This window comes from Serratia sp. CY32780 (assembly GCF_052169135.1).
Classification (GTDB): domain Bacteria; phylum Pseudomonadota; class Gammaproteobacteria; order Enterobacterales; family Enterobacteriaceae; genus Serratia; species Serratia sarumanii.
In genome coordinates this window covers 2,331,718-2,356,334 of record NZ_JBJNLI010000001.1, presented here as the reverse complement: position 1 = coordinate 2,356,334, position 24,617 = coordinate 2,331,718, and the positions used below count along the sequence as shown (strand labels likewise).

The following is a 24,617-nucleotide window of genomic DNA, read 5'->3' as shown; positions in this document are numbered from 1 at the left end:
GTTGTGAACGATAGGGCGGGTTTGACGCCGCCCGTTGCCGCTGGGATTGACTCACTCTGTAAACCCGATGCGCCTTGATATTTCTCGTGCGAGATTACTTGTCCGGCAGCGCATAGGCGATAATGTAGTCGCCGCGCATCGGTGATTGGCGTGCGCCCCCCGCATTGATGACAATGTACTGTTTGCCGGTTTTCGGCGAAAGGTAAGTCATCGGGCCGGATTGGCTCCCGACCGGCAAGCGCGATTTCCAAATCTCTTTACCGTTGGCGGTGTCAAAGGCGCGTAAATAGAAGTCCTGCGTGCCGGCGAAAAACAGAAGACCCGACTGCGTCGACAGCGGCGCGCCCAGCGTTGGCATGCCGATAGGGATCGGCATATGCATGCTGATGCCGAGCGGCCCGGTATCCTCGACTGTCCCGACAGGGACCTGCCACACCAATTTGCCGGTAGTCAGGTCCACGGCGGACATCGTGCCGAACGGCGGTTTCTGGCAGGGGATCCCAAGCGGGGAGAGGAACCGTTCTCGCAGGGCCCCGAACGGGGTGCCCTCCATCGGGACTATCCCCATTTCAATACCGCTGGCGTTGGTTGGCACCTTATCCCGCGGCACCAGATAATGCGCCAATCCCAGACGCATGTCGTTAACGAACATCAGGTTATTGTGTGGATCCACGGCGACGCTGCCCCAGTTCATTCCTCCCAGGGAGCCTGGGTATTGCAGGGCGCGGTCTTCACCCGGCGGGGTGAAAATGCCTTGATAGCGCATTTCTTTAAACTGAATGCGGCATAACAGCAGGTCAATCGGCGTTGCGCCCCACATATCCGACTCTTTCAGTTGTTCATTGCCAATCATCGGCATCCCCACTGAGTACGGCTGAGTGGGGGAATAGCGTTCACCCCTGATAGCTCCCGTTGGCACCGGGCGTTCTTCAACTTGCGCGACGGGCTCGCCGGTCACGCGGTTGAGCATGAAAATCATGCCTTGCTTGCTGGTTTGCACCAGAACCGGCGTAATGCCGCCTTTGCCGTCGGGCAAATCGAACAACAGTGGCTGTGAGGGCAGATCGAAGTCCCACAAATCGTGGTGGGTCGTCTGATAGTGCCAGCGAACTTTGCCGGTAGCGGCGTCTATGGCGACGACGGCGGAGCTGTATTTGTCGTCCAGCGCGCTGCGAGTGCCGCCGAAAAAGTCTGGCGTCGCGTTGCCTGTGGGTAAATAGATGAGGTTCAACCGCTTGTCATAGGACATGGCTGACCAGACATTCGGCGTGCCGCGAGTATAGGTTTGCCCCTCCGGCGGCAGGCCGCTCAGTTCAGGGTTGCCCGGATCCCAGGCCCACACGAGGTTGCCGGAGTGAACATCATAAGCTCGAACAACGCCGGGAGGCTCATCGGTGGAAAAGTTGTCCGCTACGCGTCCCCCAACGACGACGATTTCTCCGGCCACCAGCGGCGTGGAGGTTTGTTGATAATAGCCCGGTTTGATTTCGCCCATGCCGCTGCCGAGATCGACGGTACCGCGATCGCCAAAGGCGTTGCACAATTTCCCCGTGTCGGCATCAAGGGCGATGAGTCTGGCGTCAATCGTGGGCAGGAACAAACGACGCGAACAGATCGCGGGTGGGCGACTCGAGCCTGTTGCTGCAGGAGCGGCGTGATCCTCGTAGTAACCCAGGCCCCGGCAGCGCTGCCAGTTCGGCGAGGCGGCCTGCGGATCGAAACGCCATTTTTCTTTCCCGCTATCCACATCTAAAGCCAGCACTTTACTGTACGGGGTGCAGACATAAAGCGTGTCGCCGACCTGCAAAGGCGTATTCTGATCTTCCGCGCCCGAACCTTTGCTCACGGGAAGATCGCCGGTATGGGCAGTCCAGGCCACCTGCAAGCGGGAAACGTTCTGCTTGTTTATTTGATCAAGTGCGGCGAAGCGATCGCCGTGCGGGGTATTTCCCCAGTGCTCCCAATTCTTTTGTTGCTCGCCGGCGGCTACTGGAAATACGGGGATGGTTTTCGTCGCGCTGACCAGCGGTTGGGATCTGAACATCCACCCGAAGCTGACCCCCAGCCCGATGGCCAGGATCGCCGCTAAGCCGAAAGCCGGGCCTTTTTTGGCCGAATGACCGGGCATCAATGGCCAGGCGATAGCACAAAGAAACGCTAAAACGCCGAGGGTGAAAAGGCGCGAGAACAGCGGCCAGTAATGCCAGCCGGCATCGGCGACGGCCCAAAACAGGGAGGCGACGAAGGCGATCGCGTACAGGATAATGCCGCTGCGACGGCGCCGGGCAATCAGTACGGCGGCGATAATCATCGCCAGACCCATCACCACGAAATAAAACGTTCCGCCGACGAAGGCCAATCTGGCGCCGAGAAGGCAGATTGCCAGGCCGATAATGAACATCAATCCGGCAAGAAACCACAGGAGGTATTTCTTCCCGTCCCGCTTCCTGTGCGCTTTTTGCATATGAGCTCCTTAGTGATTTTTCTCTGAGGCGGTTAAAAAGGGGAATGAGGTGGCGGTGCGCCTTCCGGCTCAGGCGCCGCGTGTTTGCAGCCGGAAGGCGTCTGTACCGAAGAAAGGAAGGGAGGGAATGTCATTCCCGCTATCCTGTCGTCGCTGTTCAAACGGGGGCTACTCCGCGCGTTCAGCGCATGTCATTTGAACGTGCGTCAAGGTAAGCCGTATACCCATGCCCTGCCGCTTGGCGAACTTGATGGCGCCCTTTGGCGACGATCATCGCCACCGTCAATAGCGCCGGCAGCGCCAGCACGGTGAAAATGGTGCTTAAGCTCCAACCGAGCGCCAGCATTTCAGCGCCGGCCAGCGCGCTCAATATGGCGCCCAAACGACCGATGCCGTGCATCCAGCTGGAGCCGGTAGCCCGGGCTTCGGTGGGATAAAAACTGGCCGACAGGGCGTTCATGCCGGTGTTGGCTCCTCCGATGCAGAATCCGATCGCCATCGCGCAGCCTCCCATCAGGACGGGGTAGCCCATCGCAGGCCCCATAAGCAGGGTGAACAGCGCTCCCATCCCATAAATGGACGCCAAAGCGCGATGCGGTTCGGACCTGTCCATCAGCCAGCCGGAAAACAGTGAGCCCAGCGTGCCGCCCGCCTGAAACAGGGCGGTGATGATCGCCGCTTGCGTGACGTTGAAGCCGCCGTCTTTAATCAGCAACGGCAGCCAGCTGCCCAACGTATAGAACAGAAACAGCGCGGAAAAATACGATCCCCACAGCATTAAACTGCCGAAACGGTACTGCGAGCTCACCACTAATTTGATGGGGTGCGCGCAGGCCTGGTTTGGCGGGGGCAATATGATGGTGCTGTGCCGAAGATCGAGGTCGGGCACCAGTTTCGCCAAAATCCGCTGAATTCCGTCGTTTTTCGCCCGTTTCTCCACCAGGAAACACACCGATTCGGGTAACGCCGCCATCAGCACGGGCGCGAACAGCAGGGGCAAGATCCCGCCGAGCAGCAGCACGGAATGCCAGCCGAAGCGTGGCATCAGCCAGGAGGCGGCGAATCCGCCCAAGGCGGCGCCAAAGGTGAAGCCGCAGAAGACCACGGTAATCAAGAAAGCGCGGCGCCGGGCAGGCGCGAATTCCGCCACCAGGGTGCCGACATTCGGCATGGCGGCGCCCAGCCCCAAGCCGGTGAGCAGGCGAAATAACATCATCTGCTCCATATTTTGAGAAAACGCCGTCACCAGCGTCCAAACGCCAAAAAAGAATACGCTGTTGATGATGACCACTTTGCGGCCGAACCTGTCTGACAATGGCCCGGAAAGCATCGCGCCCAGCGACAGGCCAATCAGCGCCGCGCTGATCACCAGCCCCAGCTCGCGATTAGTGATTTGCCAATCGGCCTTAAGCTCTGGCGCAATAAATCCCATGATAACGATATCGAATCCATCCAGAGCAATGATGCAAAAGCCGAGCAGCACGACCATCTTTTGCCATTTCCCTAAGGGGCGGCTGTCGATCAGCGCCCGAACATTGATTGCGTTGTTTCCCGACATGGGGGGCTCCCGGTGCAGTAGTTGAGTGTCATCACTATAAGCAGCCGTTGGCGGGGCAATAAATGTCGATTATCGAAATAATGTGCGTTTATCGGACGATGAGGTGAGAGGGAAGTGAGGGTGGAATGTTAACCTTATGTTATGAAAAGGGATTGCCGTGGGAATGGCTGAGCCGGAAGCGGTTGAGAGTGTGAGCGCGATCATTAACCTTTTCAGTGAGATGAAAGAATGAGCGGGCCTTGATGGCCCGCACGGTTAACGCATGGCGGTGAGCCGAACCGGGGCGTTGGCGGCCCCGAAGCCGCGGTAGCCGCCCCGACGTTCCAATAACTCGAAGAAGAAGCGCCCTTTCTCGTAGGCGACGGTATAGACGTGCAGTAATTCTCCACCTTGCTCGTCTCGATCGTAGAGCACATTGAACGCTTGCAGCTGCGAAAGGAAAACGGGATCAAGATCGAAACGCGCTCTGAGGTCTTGATAGTAGTTATCGGGGATGCTCAGCGTTTTTAATCCACGCTGCTGAGCCGCTTTCACTACGCTGAACAAATCATTACAGCCAAAGGCGACATGCTGTAATCCCGCACCCTGATAGGTGGTTAATGCCTGGGCGATTTGGGTTTCCCGGCTCACCGACATATTCAGCGGCAGCCGGATGGCGTCGTTGGGGCTGCGCAACACGCGGCTGCGAACCAAACCCAACGGATCGGGCAATTCCCACTCGTTGTCCTGCACAAAACCCGGCACGCTGCGCAGGAACATGATCCAGTTGCCGCAAGATTCGTCCGTCAGCGCTATCGCGAGGTGATCGATGCTCTGCAGTGCAGGCGGCGGCGCGCTGCGATGAGTCAGATGAAAATCGGTGTGATAAATATCGTTCTTGGGATCTTCGTCCGCCTCGACCAGATAAATCAGGCTGCCGTCCGGTGCGCACAGGGCGGGAATTTGCCGTTCGTTGGGGCCGGTTTCTCCTTGCCAGAGGGCGTAACCGTAGTCTTGCGCCCGTTGCAGTAAACGCGCTACGCCGCGAACTCGCCACGCCACGGCGCAAAGAGAAATGCCGTGCAAGTGATAATAGCCGCTGGCCTGACTTTCCGGTTGAGCATTCAGAATGACATTCACTTTGCCGTTGCGATAGAGGGCGACGCTTTTGGAGCGGTGTTCGCCGGCGTGAACCAATCCCAACTGCGTCAGCCATTGGCCCATCGCCAGCCCATCGCTGTGCGAGACGGCAAATTCGATAAACTCCAGCGCCAGCAAGGGGGGATGCGCTTCTGAATGAAATAATGAATGTTCTATGAGCGAGGCCATGGCGTTGGGCAGCAGAGGCTGTTTGGCCAACCAGTCATAGGTTTGTTCCTCCAGCCACAACAACGATCGGAAACCGTCCTGAGCCGTGGGAAGCACCGGCGAGGCGCGGAAACCATCGTTAAATATCTCCAGCGACCAGGCGCCGCGATAGCCATGCGCGGAAAGTTGAGTCATGAACTGAGCCAGGTTCAGCTCCCCTTGGCCGGGGAAACAGCGGAAATGGCGGCTCCAGGCGAGCACGTCCATCTTCAGCAGCGGGGCGTCCGCCAGTTGTACAAACACAATTTTTTCGGGCGGGACTTCATCAAGGCCGTCAAGATTATCGCCGCGCGACAGGATATGAAAACTATCGAGAATGATCCCCAGCGCCGGATGGTCTACGGCCTTAACCCGCGCCCAGGCGTCGCGCCACAGGTTCACGTGACGTCCCCATGCCAGCGCTTCATAACCGACAGTAATATCATACTCGGCGGCCAACTCCGCCAACGCGCGCAAATCGCTCACTTGCGTGGCCATGTCTTCGCTGCTGTCGGGCGAGACATTACTGCAGAGCAGCATGCGCGAGCAGCCCAATTGCTGCATGACGTCGAACTTGCGCGCTGCGCGTGAAAGGTTCTGCGCCAGGCTTTCGCGCGGGCCGCCTTCGAAGTCCCGAAACGGCTGGAACAGCAAAATTTCCAGGCCCAGTTCGGCGCACAGATCACGGATTTGCGCCGGTGAACCGGGGTAATAGACCAGATCGTTATCGAAAATTTCGACGCCATCAAAGCCTGCGGCGGCGATAGCCCGCAGTTTTTCCGGCAGCGAGCCCGATACCGAGACCGTCGCGATAGAACGTTTCATCATTGCCTCCAGTTAAGCGGTCATGGATGACCTGAAAGCGACCATTCAGTAGCGAGGCGGACCACCGACGGGAATTGAAACCTGTTATGGACCAAATGAAATGTTTCGTCAATTCAGAACATTCCATGACTTTTGGTTATATAAAGCGATCGGTTTTCTCACTTTACTTTTACATATTGCGCTTCCTACACTCTGTCGACATGTACCCTCAAATAATAAGGATACCGGGATGAAAAGTGATTGGATGGCGCGAGAACTGGTGCATCGCGATTACAGCCATCACCCGCCTGCGCTGGCGCCGCTGTATAAAACCAGCGTGCTGCGATCGCCGCGCAATGCATTAATTTCATTGCAAAACTCGCTGTCTGAACTGACCGCACCCGTGTTCACGCCAACGGATATCGGCCCGATTGATCACGATCTGATTCTGAACTACGCCAAAGACGGCTTACCGATCGGCGAGCGGATCATCGTGCATGGATATGTGCGCGATGCCTTCGGGGCGCCGGTGCGCAACGCCCTGGTCGAGGTATGGCAGGCCAATGCGGGAGGGCGCTATCGTCACAAGAAGGATCAGTATCTGGCGCCTATCGATCCCAATTTTGGCGGCTGCGGCAGGATGCTGACCGACGACAACGGGTATTACTGTTTTCGCACCATCAAGCCGGGCCCGTACCCCTGGCGCAATCAGGTCAGCGACTGGCGTCCGGCGCATATTCACTTCTCGCTCTCCGGCGAGGCGTTCGCGCAGCGGTTGATCACGCAGATGTATTTCGAAGGCGATCCGTTGCTCGTTCGTTGCCCCATCTTGCAGTCGGTAGGCAGCGACGATGCGATGCGCACGCTGATTGCCGAGCTGGATATGCACGCCGCCGTGCCGCTGGACAGCCTGGCCTACCGCTTCGATCTGGTGCTGCGCGGCCATCGGGCCACGTGGTTTGAGAACCGTACACAGGGAGCCGCGTGATGAAAAAGTATTTGTCTGAAACGGCCTCGCAAACCGCCGGCCCTTATGTGCACATCGGTTTGGCGCCGCATGCCGCCGGTTTTGACATTTTTGAGCGTAATTTCACCCATGTGTTGACGCAACCGGAAACGCGCGGGGAACGCATCGTGGTGGAAGGGCATGTTTATGACGGTACCGGCACGCCGGTGCGAGACGCGCTGGTTGAAGTCTGGCAGGCCAACGCCGCCGGGCGATATCAGCATCCCGCCGACGGCCAACGAGATAAACCCGACGACCCCGCTTTTCGCGGCTGGGGGCGAACCTGTTCGGATTTCACCAGCGGCCTGTGGCAATTTGAGACGATTAAACCGGGCAGAGTGATGGGGCGCGACGGCCGGCTGATGGCGCCTCATCTCAATTTATGGATCGTGGCCCGCGGCATCAACATCGGGTTGAACACGCGTCTTTACTTCGCCGACGAGCAGGCGGCGAACGCTGAAGATCCGGTGTTGAACCTCATTGAATGGGAGAAACGGCGCGGCACGTTATTGGCGCAAAGGCGGCAGCGCGGTGATCAGACGGTATACCATTTCGATATCTGGCTACAGGGCGAGAACGAGACCGTTTTTTTTGATATTTGACCTCCGTTCGCCCTGTGAATGAGCTTGCCGCGTCGGCGGCAAGTTAATACTATAAATCATGAACATGACTTCTCGCTTTAGCCAACGCATCCGCCTGCGTCATCTGCACGCCTTTGTCGCTACCTCGCAGCAGGGGACGCTGGTGCGCGCCGCACAGCAATTGGGCATCACGCAGCCCGCCCTCTCCAAAACGCTCAATGAACTGGAAAGCCTGGCCGGCGAGCGCCTGTTTTCGCGCAGCCGGCAGGGGGCAGAGCTGACCGCCGCCGGGGCGCGTTTCCTGCAGGATGCGGGGCGCGTTTTGGATGCGCTGAATGTGTTGGGGCGTACGGTCGCATCGGACAGCGAGGCGCTGCCGGCGCCGCTGCATATCGGGGCGCTGCCCACCACGCTGGTGAGTTTGGTCGCGCCGGTCGTGGTGGGGTTGCAGCAGCAATCGCCAGGTTGGCGCATGCAGGTTTCGACGCTGGCCAACGATGCGCTGATGATGGCGGTGAGATCCGGGCAATTAACCTTAGGGATAGGGCGTATGTCAGACCCCTCTCGCATGGAGGGGCTCAATTTCGAGCTGCTGTATCATGAAACGCTGCGGCTGGTGGTTTCCCCCCATCATCCGCTGCTGCATTCGGATGTCTCGCTGGCGGAGGCCCTGAGTTGGCCATTGGTGCTCTCACCGCGTGGGACCGTACCGCGCCAGAATGCGGAGGCGCTCATTGTCAGCCACGGGCTGGCCGTGCCGGAAGGCTGCGTCGAGACCTTGTCGGTCACGCTGGCGCGTTGCCTGACGTTGCAGTATGGCTATGTTTGGCTGGTGCCTTACGGCGCGGTGCGCGACGATCTGTTCGGCAATCACCTGCGCGCGCTGCCGTTGCCTACTCAGGGAATGGCAGAACCGTTGGGCATCATTACCCGGCAAGAGGCGTTCACGCCCCCTGAGCAGCAGCGCCTGGTCGCAGCGCTGCGTCAGAGAGTACTGGATGTGCCGGTATAAACGGCTGTTCTATTCGGCCGGCGGCTGCCCGGCATCGTGTTCGGCAAAGACGGATTGCGCCAAATGAAAGGCGGCGTTCGAGGCGGGCAGGCCGCAGTAAAGCGCCGCATGCATCAGGACTTCTTTGAGCTCTTCGCGCGTGACGCCGTTGTTGAAGGCGGCTCGTATATGCATTTTCAGTTCAGCTTCGCGATTCAAGGCGATCAACATCGCGATGGTGATCAGGCTGCGGGTATGGCGCGACAGACCCGGACGCGTCCATATTTCCCCCCAGGCGTAGCGAGTGATGAAATGTTGAAATTCCTCGTTGAACGGCGACAGCGCCGCGAGGGTATTATCGACATGCTCATCGCCCAATACGGCTCTGCGCACCGTCATGCCTTGCTGATAGCGTTGCCGCTGCGTGAGCTGTTCATCCAAAAAGGCCCGGAAAGTGCGATTGAATGCCCGCCAGGCCTCGACGCTGGAAAGGTGAGAGGCGGGCAAGATGACGCATTGAGCGCCGGGAATGCCCGCCACTAACGCTTTGGCATCATCGACGGTGGTTACCGCGTCGTCATGTCCGGCGATAATCAGCGTCGGCACGAGGATCCCTTCCAGCTCGGCGCGTAAATCGGCGTTTGCCAATGCTTCGCAGCAAGCGGCATAGCTGTTGGGATCGCAGGCCGTCAGCTGATTCAATAATGCTTGCACCCTGGCGGGGGCGGATTGGCAAAATGCCGGCGTGAACCAGCGTGATGCTGCGCCATCGCTGACGGCGGACATCCCCGACTGACGCACTTGCGCGGCGCGTTGTCGCCAATTCGCCGCCGTTCCAATTTTTGCTGCGCTATTGGCGATGGTCAACGTCAGCAAGCGCTCGGGATGAAAACGCGCCAGCCATAATCCCGTTAACCCCCCCATGGAGATACCGCAAAAATGGACGCGCTCAATCGCCAGAGCGTCCAGCAATGACAGCACCTGTCTGCCCAGCAGCGCCAGCGATCCGGGTTGTTCACCGGGCGGCGATGCGCCGTGGCCGGCAACGTCGTAGCGCAGAATGCGATAGTGGGAGATGAGCGCGTCGCGCTGCGGTTGCCACATTGCCAATGACGTCCCCAGCGAGTTGCTGAACAGAATGACCGGGGCGTTTTCGGGCCCTTCCAGGACATAATTCAACATCATTGCTCCTTTTCGGCCGATGCCAGAACTTGTTGAATGAAACGCTGTGCGCTGCCTGTGGCATTGGCCGGATCGAGCAACGTCTCCAGAGCTTCCCGGCTGAGTCGGGAAGAGACTTCCGCATCGGCGCACAGCAGGGTTAACAGGGATTGCTGCGTTGCCTGAGCCTGGCGGCAACATTGCGCGATATGCTGGTGCGCCTGCTGGCTGCCGAGAAGCGGGGCTAAGGCCAGGGAAACCGATTCAGCCATGATCTGCCCCTGCGTCAGCGCCAGATTGCGCCGCATCGCCGCTTCATGCACCTCCAGGCCGTTAACGAGGTCAAGGCTTTGCGCCATTGCCGCTCCGCTCAGCACCAGGAGCTGCGGCAGGCTTTGCCACTCGGCCTGCCAGCCTCCCAGCGCGCGTTCGTGCTCTTGCACCTGGCCGGCATACAATCCCGCCATCAGCGCAGGCAAGCGGTTAGCCGCGCTGAGGATGGCGGCGCAGAGTACCGGATTGCGCTTATGCGGCATGGTGGAGGAGCCGCCGCGACCCGGGGCTGAAGGTTCGCTGATTTCAGCGACCTCGGTTTGCATCAACAGCGACATGTCACGCGCCAGCTTGCCGAGCGTGCCCGTGAGTCCGGCATACCAGCCGGCCAGTTCCAGCAACCGGTCGCGTTGGGTATGCCACGGCGTGGCGCTGCGCGGCAGCGCCAGCGCTTCCGCCAGCGCCTGCTCGACGCGTTCTCCCTGCTCGCCGAACGAGGCGAGCGTGCCGGCGGCACCGCCGAATTGCAGCGCCAGCACGCGTGGCCGCATTTCAGCCAGACGAACCCGAAAGCGCAGCAAGGCGTCCAGCGTGCCGGCCAACTTCAGCCCCAGCGTCGTGGGTAACGCGTGTTGCAGCCAGGTGCGGCCGACCATTAACGTTGCGCTATGGCGCCGACATTGCGCCGTCAGCGCCGCAATCAGCTGATTGAGCAGCGTGTCGGTTTGGCTGAGCGCGCTGCGCAGTTGCAGCACCAGCCCGCTGTCAATCGCATCCTGACTGGTTGCCCCCCAGTGAACGAAACGTGCCGCATCCGGCGAGCGTTGAGCCACCAGCGCCGTCAACTGTTTGACGAGCGGAATCGCTAAGTTGCCCGCCAATCCGGCGGACTGCGCCAGTGCGGCGGCGTCGAGTTTTTCCGCCCGGCAGTGGCTGCGTATGATTCGAGCCGACTCGTCATCGATAATCCCTGCAGATGCCAGGGCTTGCGCCAGGCCGGCTTCGAAATCGAGCATGCCCTGTAGCAGGGCCGTATCGCTGAAGCAGGGCGTTAATGGCGACGTCATAAACATTGCGCTATAGAGTGACATTGGTTATATCCGTTCCAGAATCAAGGCGACGCCCTGCCCAACACCTACGCACATGGTGCACAGGGCAAAGCGCCCGCCGGTGCGACGCAGCTGATAAGCGGCGGTCATGGCCAGCCTGCCGCCGGATGCGCCCAGAGGATGGCCCAGCGCGATGGCGCCGCCGTTAGGGTTGACCTGTTCCGCATCATCCGGTAACCCCAGGGCGCGCGTCACGGCCAGCGCCTGGGCGGCAAAGGCTTCATTCAACTCGATGACGTCCATTTGCGCCAGGCTCAAACCGGTTTGCGCCAGTACCTTGCGGACCGCGGGAACCGGCCCGTAACCCATGATGCGCGGCTCTACGCCGCAGGCGGACATGGCGACCACCCGCGCCAGCGGGGCGAGTCCATACTGCACCGCCGCGCGTTCGCTGGCAATGAGCAGGGCGCTGGCCCCGTCGTTGATGCCCGAGGCGTTGCCGGCGGTGACGCTCCCCTCGGCGTGTACGACGCCCTTCAGTGCGGACAGCGCGGCCAAAGAGGTGCTGCGGGGATGTTCGTCGCGAACCATGCTGAGCGGTTCGCCTTTGCGTTGCGGAATGCTGACGGCGATCAGTTCCTCATCAAACAGGCCCAGCTCCTGAGCGCGGGCGGTGCGTTGTTGGCTGCGCAATGCAAAGGCGTCTTGATCGGCGCGGCTGACGGCGAATTCGCGAGCCACATTTTCGGCGGTTTCAGGCATGGTTTCGACACCGAACTGAGCGCGCATTTGCGGGTTGATAAAGCGCCATCCCATCGTCGTATCTTCCATTTTCAGCGATCGGCTGAAGGCGCTGTCCGCTTTGCCGGTGACAAAGGGCGCGCGCGACATGCTTTCCACGCCGCCCGCGATGATGACCTCCGCTTCGCCGCATTTAATGGCGCGCGACGCCATCCCTACCGCGTCCAATCCCGAACCGCACAGGCGATTGAGGGTGGTGCCCGGCACGGAGTGCGGCAATCCGGCCAGCAGCAGCGCCATTCGCGCCACGTTGCGGTTGTCTTCACCGGCCTGGTTGGCGCACCCCAGAATAACGTCATCAATGGCCTGGGGATCCAGCTGTGGCAGTCTGGCAAGCAGCGCCTTCAGGGGCAGAGCGGCCAAATCGTCGGCGCGCAGCGCGGATAATGCGCCGCCGTAACGGCCAAAGGGCGTACGAACGGCATCGCAGATTAAAGCCTGTTGCATGGCGATTTCCTCAAGCGGGGATCAGGTCAGATTGCAGTAAACGTATCGGGGTTAACGCTTGCAGCGCGTCAAAGGTGAGCCCCGGACACAGCTCCAGCACCTGCGGGCCGTCCGGGGTGATATCAATGATTGCCATATCCGAATAGATGCGGCTGACGCAGGCCAACCCGGTCAACGGGTAGCTGCACTGTTCCACCAGCTTGCATTCGCCGGTCTTGGTCAGGTAGTCCATCATCACATAGACTTTGCGCGCGCCGATGGCCAGATCCATGGCGCCGCCCACCGCCGGGATCGCGTCTTCGGCGCCGGTGCTCCAGTTGGCCAGATCGCCGGCAGCCGAAACCTGATACGCCCCCATCACGCAGATATCGAGATGGCCGCCGCGCATCATGGTAAAAGAGTCGGCGTGATGGAAATAACTGCCGCCGGGCAGCAAGGTCACCAGCTCTTTGCCGGCGTTGATGAGTTCCGGATCTTCTTCGCCCGGCGCGGGTGACGGCCCCATGCCGAGCAGGCCGTTTTCGCTGTGCAGAATCACTTCTTTGTCGGCGGGCAGGTAGTTAGCGATGCGGGTCGGCAGCCCGATTCCGAGGTTGACGTAGGCGCCTTCCGGAATATCGCGCGCCACCCGTTGGGCTAATTGGTCGCGGGTTAATTTTTGCATGTTCTACTCCTCAGGCAGAGAGGGAAAAGGTCGCGGGGCGCGCCACCGCCACCAGGCGCTGGACGAAGATGCCCGGCGTTATCACGTTTTCCGGATCCAGTGCGCCCAACGGCACCAATTCAGCGACCTGCGCTATCGTCGTGGCGGCGGCCATCGCCATCACCGGGCCAAAATTACGCGCCGCTTTGCGGTAAACCAGATTGCCCCAGCGGTCACCCCGATGGGCCTTTATCAAGGCGAAATCCGCCTTTAAGGGCGTTTCAAACACGTAATGACGCCCGTCGATTTCACGCGTTTCTTTGCCTTGCGCCAGCGGCGTGCCAAAGGCGGTTGGGGTGAAAATGCCGCCCAACCCGCTGCCGGCGGCCTGCATGCGGGCCGCGAGGTTGCCCTGCGGCACCAGTTCCAGTTCGATCGCGCCGCGGCGATAAAGATCGTCAAAGACCCACGAATCGGCCTGGCGCGGGAAGGAGCAAATCATCTTTCGCACACAGCCGGTCTTGAGCAGCGCCGCGAGGCCGCTGTCGCCGTTGCCGGCGTTATTGCTGATTACCGTCAGCTCGCGGGCACCGCGTCCAATCAGCGCATCGATCAGTTCCAGCGGCTGTCCCGCGGGGCCAAAGCCGCCAATCATGATGCTCGCGCCGTCCGGAATGATGGACACGGCATCTTCCAGGGTGGCCACACTTTTATCGATCATCTGTTGTTCCTTTTGTTCGATGCCCGCCGGGGGGAGTGTCTATCGTCAATGGGAAAAGTAGATCGTCCCTTTCAGGCAAACAATACCGATTATCGAAAAAGTGTGCGATTATCGGCTATTGTTTAACAAAGGTTCGCAGGCTGTGATCGTCGGCACACCGAAATTTCAGGCAGACAGCGGGGTAACGAGAATGGAAAAAGGACAGGAAATTACGCGCAGCAGCACCGATCCCTGGAAGGGGGATCCCGACTTTATGGCCTCTTTGGCGCGAGGATTGGAAGTCCTGCAGGCTTTTACGCCGCAGCGGCGGCTGATGTCGGTATCGCAGATTAGCCAGCGTACCGGCATTCCGCGCGCGGCGGTGCGCCGCTGCCTTTATACCCTGAGTAAGCTGGGCTTTGTGTACGCGGAAGACGGCAAGAATTATGAGCTGCGCCCGCGCGTCTTGTCGCTGGGCCATAACTGGCTGGCGGCTTCGCCGTTGGCCAACGCCGCGCAACCGGTGTTGAGGCAACTCAGCCAGACGCTCAATGAGTCCTGTTCCATGGCCATATTGGACGGTGATGACATTCTTTATATCGCCCGCGCATCGACTTCGCGGATCATGACCATCGATTTGCACGTCGGCAGTCGCTTACCTGCCAGCACGACGTCGATGGGGCGGGTTCTGCTGAGCGGGCTCGCCAATGAGCCGTTGAATGACTATTTGGCGCGGCTGACGCAACTGCGTTACACCAGCCATACCCTGGTGAGCGTTAGCGCATTGCGGGAAGAGCTGGCGCGCGTGCGTCAGCAGGGATATGCCATCAACGATCAGGAACTGGAGATTGGCCTGCGTTCACTGGCGGTGCCGCTCACCACGCCGGACGGCCGTATCGCCGCGGCGTTGAACGTCGGTGTGCATGCCAGCCAGGTTTCCGCAGAGCGTTTGTATCAGCACCACTTGCCTTTATTGCGCTCGGCCGCCGAAGAGATATCGCTGCTGTTGCACGATTAATCTTGAACTTTGGGTACCTGCCGGAGTTAACGCCGGTTTTTTACCGCGCCAGGTGAGTCATGCGGTGTTGTACTGTTGCCCGCGGGTAAGGTAATTTGCTGTTGGCAAAGATGACTGACGCGGGGGCCAACGGACATGAACGAGAAAATCGACTATCACATCGAGAAATACCATTTCGCGCCGCTGGATGAGGCCCCGCGGCTTGCGCGCCAGTGGAGCGAGGTGTTGAACGAGTGCCGCGAGACGCAAGCGGGCGCGGAAGAGCGCCTGCGCATTGCGTTGCTCAACGTGGACTATGTGACCAGTTTCGAATTGCCGTTTCGCTTATTGCTGGTGCGGGCGCCGCAGTTGATCGCCGGCCTGCGCGATGAGCTGTCGATCAGTCAAAAAAATGTGGTGTTCAACGGCAAGCGTTTCGGCTGTGTCTACAGCCTGAAAAGCGATTTGAGCGGCGTGCCGGAGGCTTTTCAGTACAGCCTGTCGACCCGTATTCATCGAACCTCGGCGTCGGGCGTGGACGCGCTGCCTTACCGGGAAATCGCCAAGGCGCTCAAAGCGCCGCGTGAGCGGCTCAAGCTGGCGCTGGAGCAGGGGCTGCCGGTAACGGCGCTGGATGGATTGTTCTGGTTCGGCATCCAGCGCATTGCCGCCGAGGTGCGCAGGCTAAGAAAAACCGGCATGGCGATCGTGACGGCGGAAACCGAGATCTTCGACACCCTGACCGGCACGACGCGCAAGGTCCCGGTGTACCGCCAGGCCGAGAGTTAATGGCCGATAGCCGGCGGTTCAGACTATAAAGCTTGATTCCCGCCGGGCTTTGCCTGGCTCTTCCAGGTTCTTTTTTACCCGCATCTCCTCGCCGCTCGGCAAGCAAACCGACGCGACGTATTCCTCAAACCTGATCCGTGTTCGTTCTGCCGCTGCACAACGCAAACGACGGGCCACCGCCGATAGCCGGTGCCACGATGGTGTTTCCGGTCGGCGGCGCCGTTTGCCGCCCACCTTTGGCTAACATCGACGAGGGTTTGAAGGAGAAGAGTATGTTGAAACGTTTTGCACTGCTGTGCTGGTGCCTGATCGGCGCCAACGCTCTGGCGGCGGGCCCCAACGCCAATATCAAGTATTACGGCTATGACTGGCTGGACTTTTATGAAACTGCCACGCCGTCTTTCAGCGCCACAGAGGCGCTTAAGGCGATTACCGGCACCGGCTTCAGTATGACCAATCTGAACGTGGTGCACACGTTGGCAAGCCTCAATCTGCCCGTTTGCGCCGGTGGCACCTGCGCCGTGAACATTCAGGCTGGTTCGGGTGCGGTCTCGGGATCGCCGTTTATCGATATCTGCCCTGGCGCAGACTCGAACGGCAGTTGTCAGGCCGCGGGTTCCTGGAACGCCATTTGGACGGCGGTGAAAAAGATCGCCGAAGCCAAACATAAGCCCGGCGCCATTTATTTTATCGATGAGCCGTTCGACGTTCCCGCGTTACAGACCGCGGGGAAATACGACGCTTACCAATATTCAAGCTATGTTTGCACCCTGCGGCAGGCCATGCAGCAGTATGGCGTCGCGATCCCCATCTACACCATCTTGTCCTACCGGCATGCCAACAACGCCGAATGGATCCGTGAAATACAGCAGGGCGCGCCTGCGACCGCGTGTCCGGCCAACGTAAAAAGCACGCCCGATTGGGTTGGGGTGGATAACTACAACTGGTCGGTGGCGGATATGTGGAGTACCTACAACCGCCTGGCGCCGATAAGCGCAGCCGGACAAAAGTGGGTGTTGGTACCGCCTTCCACGGCATCGTTAGGAATGAACGACCAGCAACTGCATGCGCAAATTCAACTGTATTGGGATTTTATTAACCAATATCCCAATGCGCCTGTGGTTTACATCATGAACTGGCGGTTTGATCGCGAGGTCACCGAGAACCGTGCAGCCTACCCTCAATCGACCGCCTTACTGTCTTTCATGGCGAACACGCTGCTTGCCAAACCTTAGGCATGCAAAAAGGAGGTTCGAATCAGGAACCTCCTCTATAGTGCCGCTTACCGATAGGCTTCATTGCGCGCGATCGCGTATTTCCCGCTGCCCAGCAGCAGGATGACGACCCCACCCATAAAGAACACCAGTTCGTTTTCAATGCCCCAGGCGCCGACGTCGGTGACGGTAAACACCTTGCCGGTGCCCACCATCAGAAACGCCACCACCAGCGTGAGGGCGTAAACCAGCGCGGCGGGGCGGGTGAACAGCCCCAAAACGATCAGTATCGGCGCCAGGATCTCCCCAACATACACGCCATAGGCAATGAAGGCGGGCAGCCCCTGTTGTTGTAACGCATCGGCGATCCAGCCGACGCCATGCTGAATTTTCGCCACGCCGTGAAACAGCATCAGCCCGCCGAAGGTCAGTCTGAGCGCCAACTTACCGGCGTCCGGGCGATCAAAAAGGCGCGTGAATGCCGCATTCAGTGACTTAACCATGACCCTTCCTCCTGAATAGGAATGATTTTCAATCAATATATCAGCAAGGTGAATGCGAAAGATGTTCTGGATCAGTAAAACGGCGGGCTTTACGCCGAATCAGCGGGCGAGGTTCGGCGGGCATTGCGCACGGCAACGCAGGCTGTCCCCGCGACCCAAATCGCGGTAAAATGCAGCAGTTCACCCTATCGCATTCCATCAGGCCGTCGAACCCGCTATGAAAACGCGCAAACCGCGCCGCCCGCCCGGGCGGTGGATCTATTACATCCTGCATGAAGACATGCTGTGGCCCTGCCCGGTCAAATGGGAGTGGGAGAGCGGCTATAACGCCTGGCTGCCGTTTTACTATTCCCCCACGCTGGAGTTCGTCGCCGGCAACCCCGCCCGCGCCACCAAGGTCAGCAGCGGCCGGCGCTAAGCGTGTAGCCCGCCTTGCCGCCCGGCATCCGCTCACCTAAGATCATTGCATCACCCACAGGTTTCCGGTAGCGCCCATGTCTACTCTGTTTCGCACTTCTCTTTGCGGCGCGGTGGCGTTGCTGCTGCTTGCGGGTTGTCAGCAGACGGCGCATAAACCGGCGCCGCCGCTGCAGGCGCAGTTGGATCACATCGCTCTGATGCTGGCCGGCGGGCATTTCCTGCGCGTGGCGTGCGGGCGCAGCGAAGTGCCGGACGATGTGAAATTGCAGCGCACCGCGATGCGTACGGCGCAGCACCGCGGCTGGGACACGCATGCGGCAGGGTATCGGCAGCTGCCGGCGCTCACCCAGGCGCGCTATCTGGCTCTGCAACAGGATAATCAGCTGCTGACGGATAAATGCGCCACGCTCAGCCGCAGCACCGCGCGCTTTATCGCGGCGGCGCAGGCCGATCAGGAAGACTACATGGAGTAGCGTTGCGGCAAGCCTGTCGGGCGCTCGTCACGGGCGCCCAAAAATTCTTTGCAGGATAACGATTTATCGATCATCATTTGAAATGATGTTTCACTTTTATCCACCGAGCCCACCTTGAACCTGTATGCCGCCCTGCGTCAGCGCGTGGAAAATACGCCCTGGTACGCCAAACGGAAAAGCTACCGCGTGCTGTTCTGGCGCGAGATCACGCCGCTGGCGGTGCCGATCTTCCTGGAGAACGCCTGCGTGCTGCTGATGGGGGTGCTGAGCACTTTTCTGGTGAGCTGGCTCGGCAAAGAGGCGATGGCCGGGGTGGGGCTGGCGGACAGCTTCAACATGGTGATCATCGCCTTTTTTGCCGCGGTGGATCTCGGCACCACCGTGGTGGTGGCCTTCAGCCTCGGCAAGCGGGATCGCAGGCGCGCGCGGGCGGCGGCGCGTCAGTCGCTGGTCTTGATGACCGGCGTGGCGCTGCTGTTGGCGGCGGGCATTCATCTGGCGGGCGAACCGATCATCGATGTGATCGCCGGCGCGGCCTCGCCGGAAGTGAAAGCGCTGGCGCTCTCTTACCTGCAGACCACGGTGTGGAGCTACCCGGCGGCGGCGATTGCGCTGATCGGCAGCGGCGCCCTGCGCGGCGCGGGCAACACCAAGATCCCGCTGCTGATCAATGGCGGCATGAATATCCTCAATATCATCATCAGCAGCATCCTGATTTACGGCATGCTGGGTTGGCACGGGCTGGGCTTCGTCGGCGCGGGGCTGGGGCTGACGATTTCCCGCTATATCGGCGCCATCGCCATTCTCTATGTGCTGGCGATCGGTTTTAACCCGGCGCTGCACATCACGCTGAAAAGCTATTTCACGCCGCTGAAGATGAGCATCCTGTGGGAAGTGCTGGGGATCGGCATTCCCGCCAGCGTTGAATCGGTATTGTTCAACGGCGGCAAGCTGTTGACGCAGATGTTCGTCGCCGGCATGGGCACCAACGTGATCGCCGGTAACTTCATCGCCTTCTCCATCGCTTCGTTGATCAACTTGCCGGGCAACGCGTTGGGATCGGCCTCGACCATCATCGTCGGCCGGCGGCTCGGCAAAGGCGAGATCGGCCAGGCGGAGCGGCAGCTGCGCCATATTTTCTGGCTGTCTACCCTTGGGCTAACCGCCATCGCCTGGGGCACGGCGCCGCTGGCCGGGGTATTCGCCGCGTTTTATACCTCGCAGGATGACGTGAAATCGGTGGTGAAAACCCTGATTTGGCTCAACGCCGCCTTTATGCCGATCTGGGCCGCTTCCTGGGTGTTGCCTGCCGGGCTGAAAGGCGCGCGCGATGCCCGCTTTGCCATGTGGGTGACGATGCTGGGCATGTGGGGTTGCCGCGTGGTGGCGGGCTACGCGCTGGGCATTGAACTGGGCATGGGCGTGGTGGGCGTCTGGTTGGGGATGTTCCTTGATTGGGCGGTGCGCGGCGCCTTGTTCTATTGGCGCATGGTCAGCGGGCGCTGGCTGTGGAAATATCCGCGGATGAGGCGAGAGAGGAAAGGTTGACCGTGTATTATCGAGAAACTGCCGGCGCCGATTGAACGGCCGCCGGCAAGAAAATGGCGTCGTCAGGAGTGGTGAGTCGAAGGATACCAGCGCAGTGAGTTATTGACAGGGCCTTGGGTGACCAGCACTTTTCCCTTGCCCGCCAGGCTCAGCAGCAAATTGCGCGCCTGATAAATCGTCAAGTCGTTGGACTCGGCCAATTGGCGTGTGGTGGGCCATTCGCCGGGCGGCGGCGGCGGCGTTTCCATGGCTGAAGGGCACAGGTTGTGTAGCGTCGTGAGTAAATGTTGCTGCAGGTTCTGCAATTCTTGTTGTTTTGAGATGCGTTTTGCCATGTAAGCCTCCCTTAAACTTCAGGTGAGTTTTGATATAGCGGTAAAAGATGGGTCAGAGAATAGTGCCGGTTGCCGACAAGACGCTCCTGAGCTATTCCCGGACGGCCGTCTGAACCTGATATTTTCGCCGCTATAACCCGGCGGCGCGCAAGGGGCAGGATGGAGAATGCCGTTGCCGGGGGCCCGGCCGGCTGTGTGTATTGGCTGTATTTCATTGTTTTGCTCCATGGTGTACTTCCGAGCCTGGTTTTCACCTGTTCGGATCGTTAAGTCTTCCTTCTCTTTGTCGGCGCATTATAACGCAAATAGCAAAATGGCGATCGTTAATGTCGTGGAAAATATGTTTTTCGATACAATTGACTGGTGTTATTGCTTTTACGATCTGTTGTCTCGCAAAAATATATTCGTCTCGTGGTTTTTGGGCTTATATTTTGTATTTATTGGTTTTGATTAAAATGGCTTTCCAAGGTGTGAGTGTTTTTGTAAGAATAACCAGGCCAAAATGAGCGGGTAAGACGGAACTTATTTTAAATATCTCTGAAGGGTAAGTCTTTAGACGATCTTTATTTAAGCGTGTTTTTCTTTTGCCTGTTTAGCTATTCGTTTATAACCCTAATTGGGTGGTAATGAATTGACAGTCGCGATTTCACAATTGCGACGTCTTTCTTTTTGGCGAAGACTAATACCGTTATTCATTCTGGAATGTATAAATGGCTGTTAAAGGCACGGGAGCAATCCTGCGCTTTTTACACAATATTAAAGGAATAAGTGAATTATGAAACTGAACAAAATCATGCTGGCAACTGTTCTGGCGTTTGGCGTGTCTTCTCTGGCGAATGCCGCCGATCAGGGTCATGGCAAAGTGACTTTTACCGGTTCTATTATTGATGCTCCTTGCTCCATTGCGCCTGAATCGGTCGATCAAACTGTGGAAATGGGGCAGATTTCCAATGTCGCGCTGAAAAATGGCGGCAAATCAGCGCCGCGTCAGTTCGATATTAAACTGGAACAGTGCGACACCTCCACGCTGAAAACCGTCACCACCACTTTTGACGGCAAGGCTTCTGCCGCGAACCCTGATCTGCTGGGCATCATCGGTACCGCCAGCGGCGCCAGCATCGCCATTACCGACATGGCGAGCAATCCGATCAAACTGGGCACCGCAACGGCTCCTCAGACGTTGAACGACGGCAACAACACGCTGCGCTTCGCCGCTTACCTGCAGGGTGACGGCGCTTCCGCCACCGTGGTTCCAGGTGATTTCACCGCCGTAGCCGATTTCAAACTGGCTTACCAATAAGTCTCATCGCCATTGGCGTGACGTCTTTTATGCATGCGGGATATCCCGCATGCATTTTCCCAGGATGAAGGGTATTTGTCAGGGGTGTTCAATGAACCGGTTTATTTACCATTTAGTGTCTCCTTGCATATTGATGACCATGCTAGTTATTCCGGCCACTCAGGCTGCTCCCAAGGTTCAGGGATGGGGGCGAGTGAATATGCAAGGAGCCATTATCGATACCGCTTGCGCCATTGCCGCCGGCAGTCGCGATCAGACTATCGATATGGATGTGTTGCCGCTGGGAAATATTGCGCGCGATGGACAGGGCAATACGCGCCCATTCACCATCGAATTAATCAACTGCACGTTTGAACGGCCAAAGCCCAATTTGCCGAACTGGAAGCAATTTCAGGTTGTTTTTGACGGCGATGCCGATGGCGAGTTATTCGGCGTGCGCGGAGACGCTAAGGGTGTGGCGCTGCAAATATCCGATGGCCAAGGAAATATCGCAGCGCCCGGCGTGCCTTTGCCGCGTGGTGATATTTCACCAGGAAGCATGTCGCTCAACTATTCCATCAAGCTGGTCGCCAATAAGCAACCGCTGCATGCCGGAAGCTATTTTTCTGCGGTGCGCTTCAAGCTGGATTATTACTGAAGTTTTTATTACGGCTTACGGTGGGCCGCAACGACGGAAATATACGATAAAGGTTAGGGATATGATGTTATCACCTGCTGGGAAGCTATTTCGATTTCAGGTTTTGGGGTTATGTATCACGCTGGCACTGGGAAGTTCATCAACGCGTGTTTACGCTGAAGACGGTATTCAATTTAATGCCGACATTCTGGATGTTAACGATCGGAAAAATATCGACCTAAGCCAATTTTCCCGCAGCGGCTACATTATGCCGGGGAGTTACAGCATGGTGGTTCATATCAATAAAAACGAACTGCCGGAGCAAAAAATATCGTTTTATCCGCCGGACAGCGATCCGGACGGCAGCCGGGCCTGCATCACCAAAGCGTTGGTCGAACAATTGGGGCTGAAGCAAGAGATGATGCGATCGCTCAGCTGGTGGCATCAGGGTGAGTGTCTGGACGAATCCAGCCTGAAGGGCATGGCGTCGCGCGGCGATCTTGCGACGGCTGCGCTCTATCTGAGCGTGCCGCAAGCTTATATGGAGTACAGCTCGGAAGACTGGGATCCGCCGTCGCGCTGGGATGAGGGCATTCCGGGGTTGTTGTTCGACTATAACCTCAATGCTCAAAGCCGGCATCAGCAAAAGGAGGGCACTCGCGAGTATAGCGTCAGCGGCAACGGTACCGCCGGCGCCAACCTCGGCGCCTGGCGTCTGCGCGCCGACTGGCAGGGGCAGCTTAACCATCAAACCGGTGTCGGGCAGCCTACCGATAAGAAGTTGGAGTGGAGCCGCTATTACGCCTACCGCGCCATCCCCGCGCTGCGTTCGCGCCTGACGCTGGGTGAAGACTATTTGGATTCGGGCATTTTCGAGAGCTTCCGTTTTTCAGGCGCGAGTCTGGTCTCCGACGACAATATGCTGCCGCCCAACCTGCGCGGCTATGCGCCAGAGGTGGTCGGCGTGGCCAAAACCAACGCCAAGGTGACCATCAGTCAGCAGGGGCGGGTCATTTATGAAACCCAGGTGGCGGCGGGGCCGTTCCGTATTCAGGACATCAATGACGCCATCTCCGGCGAGTTGGATGTGCGGGTGGAAGAACAGGACGGCAGCGTACAGGCGTTCAAGATGAACACCGCCAGCATTCCGTATCTGACCCGCCCGGGCTCGTGGCGTTTCAAACTGGCGGCGGGCAAGCCGTCCGACTGGCAACACCACGCTCGCGGGCCGCTGTTTGGCACCGGCGAATTCTCATGGGGCATCAGCAACGGCTGGTCGTTGTATGGCGGCGCGTTGGCGGGCGGCGATTATAACGCCCTTTCGCTGGGCGTGGGGCGCGATCTGATGATGTTCGGCGCGCTGTCGTTCGACGCCACCCAATCGCGGGCGCGCCTGCCGCAGCAGGAAAAAACGCTGAGCGGCGGTTCTTACCGGGTGAGCTATTCGAAAACCTTCGATGAGTTGGACAGCCAGGTCACCTTCGCCGGCTACCGTTTCTCGCAAGAAGACTACATGAGCATGAGCGAATACCTCGACGCGCGTTATTACGGTAATCGGGTCGGCAACAACAAGGAGATGTACACCATCACCTTTAACAAGCAGTTCCGCGACTGGGGGTTGAGCACCTACCTCAACTACAACCATCAGACTTATTGGGATCGCCCGGCCAATGACCGTTACAGCCTGACGGCGTCGCGCTATTTCGACATCGGCGACTTCAAAAACCTGAGCCTGTCGTTGTCGGCTTATCGCAACCGTTACAACGAGACCAACGACGACGGCATGTATCTGTCGCTGTCAATGCCGTGGGGCAATGGTGCCACTCTCAGCTACAACACCACGGTGAATCGCAACGACAACACTCATCGCGTGGGGTACTACAACCGCGTCGACGAACACAACAACTATCAGGTGAGCGCCGGCAGCGCGCGTAGCGGCGCCAATTTGAACGGCTACTACAACCACGAGGGCGACGTGGCGCGTCTGAGCGCCAACGCCAGCTATCAGGCCGGGCGCTACAGCGCCGTTGGCCTGTCCGCGCAGGGAGGGATGACCGTCACGCAGGAAGGCGGCGCGCTGCATCGCTCTACCGTTATGGGCGGTACGCGCCTGTTGCTGGACACCAACGGCGTAGCCGGGGTACCGGTGCGCGGCTACGGCAGCACCGTGAGCACCAACCGCTTCGGCAAGGCGGTGGTGGCGGACGTCAACAGCTATTACCGCAACAAGGCCAGCATCGATCTGAACAAGCTGGGAGACAACGCCGAGGCCACCCGATCGGTGGTGCAGGCCACCCTGACGGAAGGGGCGATTGGCTACCGCAAGTTCGATGTGATCGCCGGTGAGAAGGCAATGGCGATCGTCAAACTGGCGGACGGCAGTACGCCGCCGTTCGGCGCTACGGTGTTGAACGCCCGCAAACAGGAAACCGGCATCGTCAACGACGGCGGCAGCGTCTACCTGAGCGGCATCAACGCCGGTGAAACCATGACGGTCCACTGGAATGGTGCCGCACAGTGCCAAATACAGCTGCCGTCTTCGCTGCCGGCCGACATGCTGATGCGCACATTGTTGCTGCCTTGCCGGCCGCTCGCCCCGGCTGAATAAATTCATCATT

Annotated in this window: 22 protein-coding genes; 12 read left to right on the top strand and 10 right to left on the bottom strand. The window is 59.0% G+C overall.

Features of this window, described 5'->3' with window-relative positions; genetic code table 11:
• Nucleotides 1-94: 94 nt before the first annotated feature.
• From ACJ8HH_RS11425 to ACJ8HH_RS11415, 3 genes are all read right to left on the bottom strand, one after another.
• Nucleotides 95-2,464, bottom strand: a complete 2,370-nt coding sequence (locus ACJ8HH_RS11425; RefSeq protein WP_197766247.1) for a membrane-bound PQQ-dependent dehydrogenase, glucose/quinate/shikimate family — start codon at nt 2,462-2,464, stop codon at nt 95-97.
• A gap of 181 nt (nt 2,465-2,645) precedes the next feature.
• Complete coding sequence (locus ACJ8HH_RS11420; RefSeq protein ID WP_048321760.1) at nt 2,646-4,022, bottom strand: MFS transporter; 1,377 nt, start codon at nt 4,020-4,022, stop codon at nt 2,646-2,648.
• Nucleotides 4,023-4,277: 255 nt separating this feature from the next.
• Nucleotides 4,278-6,173 carry a bifunctional sugar phosphate isomerase/epimerase/4-hydroxyphenylpyruvate dioxygenase family protein gene (locus ACJ8HH_RS11415; RefSeq protein WP_033647895.1) on the bottom strand — a complete coding sequence of 632 codons (1,896 nt, stop codon included), beginning with the start codon at nt 6,171-6,173 and terminating at the stop codon, nt 4,278-4,280.
• Nucleotides 6,174-6,402: 229 nt separating this feature from the next.
• Here ACJ8HH_RS11415 and pcaH point away from each other — a divergent pair, with 229 nt between their 5' ends.
• From pcaH to ACJ8HH_RS11400, 3 genes are read left to right on the top strand one after another with little or no spacing between them, the layout of a single operon-like run.
• Nucleotides 6,403-7,140, top strand: coding sequence for a protocatechuate 3,4-dioxygenase subunit beta (pcaH, locus tag ACJ8HH_RS11410; protein ID WP_033647894.1), 738 nt, complete (start codon nt 6,403-6,405; stop codon nt 7,138-7,140).
• The gene (gene pcaG, locus ACJ8HH_RS11405; protein WP_033635143.1) at nt 7,140-7,760 is read left to right on the top strand and encodes a protocatechuate 3,4-dioxygenase subunit alpha; all 621 of its coding nucleotides are present in this window, start codon (nt 7,140-7,142) and stop codon (nt 7,758-7,760) included. Before pcaH ends, pcaG begins: the two co-directional genes overlap by 1 nt.
• A gap of 58 nt (nt 7,761-7,818) precedes the next feature.
• A complete protein-coding gene (locus tag ACJ8HH_RS11400; RefSeq protein ID WP_197766245.1) occupies nt 7,819-8,751 on the top strand; it encodes a LysR substrate-binding domain-containing protein in 933 nt (310 codons plus the stop codon).
• Between the two features lie 9 nt (nt 8,752-8,760).
• Here the strand turns inward: ACJ8HH_RS11400 and pcaDC are convergent, their stop codons facing one another.
• Genes pcaDC through ACJ8HH_RS11375 form a run of 5 tightly spaced genes read right to left on the bottom strand, consistent with a single transcriptional unit; the run spans nt 8,761 to nt 13,825 of the window.
• Nucleotides 8,761-9,915, bottom strand: a complete 1,155-nt coding sequence (pcaDC, locus tag ACJ8HH_RS11395) for a bifunctional 3-oxoadipate enol-lactonase/4-carboxymuconolactone decarboxylase PcaDC (RefSeq protein ID WP_033647892.1) — start codon at nt 9,913-9,915, stop codon at nt 8,761-8,763.
• Nucleotides 9,912-11,255, bottom strand: a complete 1,344-nt coding sequence (pcaB, locus tag ACJ8HH_RS11390; protein ID WP_060387996.1) for a 3-carboxy-cis,cis-muconate cycloisomerase — start codon at nt 11,253-11,255, stop codon at nt 9,912-9,914. Before pcaB ends, pcaDC begins: the two co-directional genes overlap by 4 nt.
• 3 nt (nt 11,256-11,258) lie before the next feature.
• Nucleotides 11,259-12,461, bottom strand: a complete 1,203-nt coding sequence (gene pcaF, locus ACJ8HH_RS11385; RefSeq protein ID WP_060387995.1) for a 3-oxoadipyl-CoA thiolase — start codon at nt 12,459-12,461, stop codon at nt 11,259-11,261.
• Nucleotides 12,462-12,471: 10 nt separating this feature from the next.
• On the bottom strand, nt 12,472-13,125 hold the full coding sequence (locus ACJ8HH_RS11380) for a 3-oxoacid CoA-transferase subunit B (protein WP_033647889.1): 654 nt from the start codon (nt 13,123-13,125) through the stop codon (nt 12,472-12,474).
• Between the two features lie 10 nt (nt 13,126-13,135).
• A complete protein-coding gene (locus ACJ8HH_RS11375) occupies nt 13,136-13,825 on the bottom strand; it encodes a 3-oxoacid CoA-transferase subunit A (protein ID WP_039565323.1) in 690 nt (229 codons plus the stop codon).
• A gap of 190 nt (nt 13,826-14,015) precedes the next feature.
• Between ACJ8HH_RS11375 and ACJ8HH_RS11370 the strand changes: the two genes are divergently transcribed.
• From ACJ8HH_RS11370 to ACJ8HH_RS11360, 3 genes are all read left to right on the top strand, one after another.
• Nucleotides 14,016-14,822 carry an IclR family transcriptional regulator domain-containing protein gene (locus ACJ8HH_RS11370; RefSeq protein WP_033635136.1) on the top strand — a complete coding sequence of 269 codons (807 nt, stop codon included), beginning with the start codon at nt 14,016-14,018 and terminating at the stop codon, nt 14,820-14,822.
• Between the two features lie 135 nt (nt 14,823-14,957).
• Nucleotides 14,958-15,590 (top strand): DNA-binding protein, encoded by a 633-nt coding sequence (locus ACJ8HH_RS11365; RefSeq protein ID WP_039565325.1) that lies wholly within the window; start codon nt 14,958-14,960, stop codon nt 15,588-15,590.
• 272 nt (nt 15,591-15,862) lie between these two features.
• Nucleotides 15,863-16,825, top strand: a complete 963-nt coding sequence (locus ACJ8HH_RS11360) for a hypothetical protein (RefSeq protein ID WP_033635134.1) — start codon at nt 15,863-15,865, stop codon at nt 16,823-16,825.
• A 47-nt stretch (nt 16,826-16,872) separates the two neighbouring features.
• On the opposite strand, the gene ACJ8HH_RS11355 is transcribed toward ACJ8HH_RS11360, so the two are convergent.
• A complete protein-coding gene (locus ACJ8HH_RS11355; protein WP_033635133.1) occupies nt 16,873-17,307 on the bottom strand; it encodes a DoxX family protein in 435 nt (144 codons plus the stop codon).
• Nucleotides 17,308-17,524: 217 nt separating this feature from the next.
• Between ACJ8HH_RS11355 and ACJ8HH_RS11350 the strand changes: the two genes are divergently transcribed.
• The 3 genes from ACJ8HH_RS11350 (at nt 17,525) to ACJ8HH_RS11340 (ending at nt 19,748) form a co-directional block, all read left to right on the top strand.
• Nucleotides 17,525-17,725, top strand: a complete 201-nt coding sequence (locus ACJ8HH_RS11350) for a hypothetical protein (RefSeq protein WP_015378375.1) — start codon at nt 17,525-17,527, stop codon at nt 17,723-17,725.
• Between the two features lie 76 nt (nt 17,726-17,801).
• The gene (gene gspS / locus ACJ8HH_RS11345; protein ID WP_033635132.1) at nt 17,802-18,200 is read left to right on the top strand and encodes a type II secretion system pilot lipoprotein GspS; all 399 of its coding nucleotides are present in this window, start codon (nt 17,802-17,804) and stop codon (nt 18,198-18,200) included.
• A 114-nt stretch (nt 18,201-18,314) separates the two neighbouring features.
• Complete coding sequence (locus ACJ8HH_RS11340; RefSeq protein WP_033653553.1) at nt 18,315-19,748, top strand: EmmdR/YeeO family multidrug/toxin efflux MATE transporter; 1,434 nt, start codon at nt 18,315-18,317, stop codon at nt 19,746-19,748.
• A 62-nt stretch (nt 19,749-19,810) separates the two neighbouring features.
• Here the strand turns inward: ACJ8HH_RS11340 and ACJ8HH_RS11335 are convergent, their stop codons facing one another.
• The gene (locus tag ACJ8HH_RS11335) at nt 19,811-20,083 is read right to left on the bottom strand and encodes a hypothetical protein (protein ID WP_039565339.1); all 273 of its coding nucleotides are present in this window, start codon (nt 20,081-20,083) and stop codon (nt 19,811-19,813) included.
• Nucleotides 20,084-20,858: 775 nt separating this feature from the next.
• Between ACJ8HH_RS11335 and ACJ8HH_RS11330 the strand changes: the two genes are divergently transcribed.
• From ACJ8HH_RS11330 to ACJ8HH_RS11320, 3 genes are all read left to right on the top strand, one after another.
• Nucleotides 20,859-21,383 carry a fimbrial protein gene (locus ACJ8HH_RS11330; protein WP_033635129.1) on the top strand — a complete coding sequence of 175 codons (525 nt, stop codon included), beginning with the start codon at nt 20,859-20,861 and terminating at the stop codon, nt 21,381-21,383.
• A 91-nt stretch (nt 21,384-21,474) separates the two neighbouring features.
• Nucleotides 21,475-22,020 (top strand): fimbrial protein, encoded by a 546-nt coding sequence (locus ACJ8HH_RS11325; RefSeq protein WP_033647884.1) that lies wholly within the window; start codon nt 21,475-21,477, stop codon nt 22,018-22,020.
• Nucleotides 22,021-22,081: 61 nt separating this feature from the next.
• Nucleotides 22,082-24,607 carry an outer membrane usher protein gene (locus ACJ8HH_RS11320; RefSeq protein WP_060451671.1) on the top strand — a complete coding sequence of 842 codons (2,526 nt, stop codon included), beginning with the start codon at nt 22,082-22,084 and terminating at the stop codon, nt 24,605-24,607.
• Nucleotides 24,608-24,617: the final 10 nt, after the last annotated feature.